We start from the raw sequence: 268 nt of genomic DNA, 5'->3' as shown, positions 1-268 counted from the left end.
CAAATACTCTTTCCCGATTTTGCGGTATGCCGAAGTCGCGAGCGTTTAGAATTTTGAAATGATTGGTATATCCAAAAGATTCCATCGAATCTAAATAATGATCAAAGTGCATTCTGTGTCGATTCGATAAGAGATTAGGAACGTTTTCCCACACTACTTTTTTAGGTCTGGGTGTTAATTCACTTTTAATTATCTCTAGTGTCCGCTCGTATAAAATTGAACGACCAGTATTGATATTGTTAAGACCGTTTTTTGACCAGTCTTGACA

The 268-nt window shown here is 36.6% G+C and carries 1 protein-coding gene; it reads right to left on the bottom strand.

Annotation, left to right across the window (positions count from 1 at the left end; all coding sequences use genetic code 11):
* Positions 1–268 (bottom strand): DNA cytosine methyltransferase (locus ACX6XY_RS30330; protein ID WP_460337912.1); only part of this gene is annotated, 268 nt, incomplete at both ends.

The sequence above is a fragment of the Streptomyces sp. O3 genome (genome assembly GCF_054788135.1).
The sequence above is the reverse complement of the archived record's forward strand: the minus strand, read 5'-3'. Positions and strand labels throughout refer to the sequence as shown.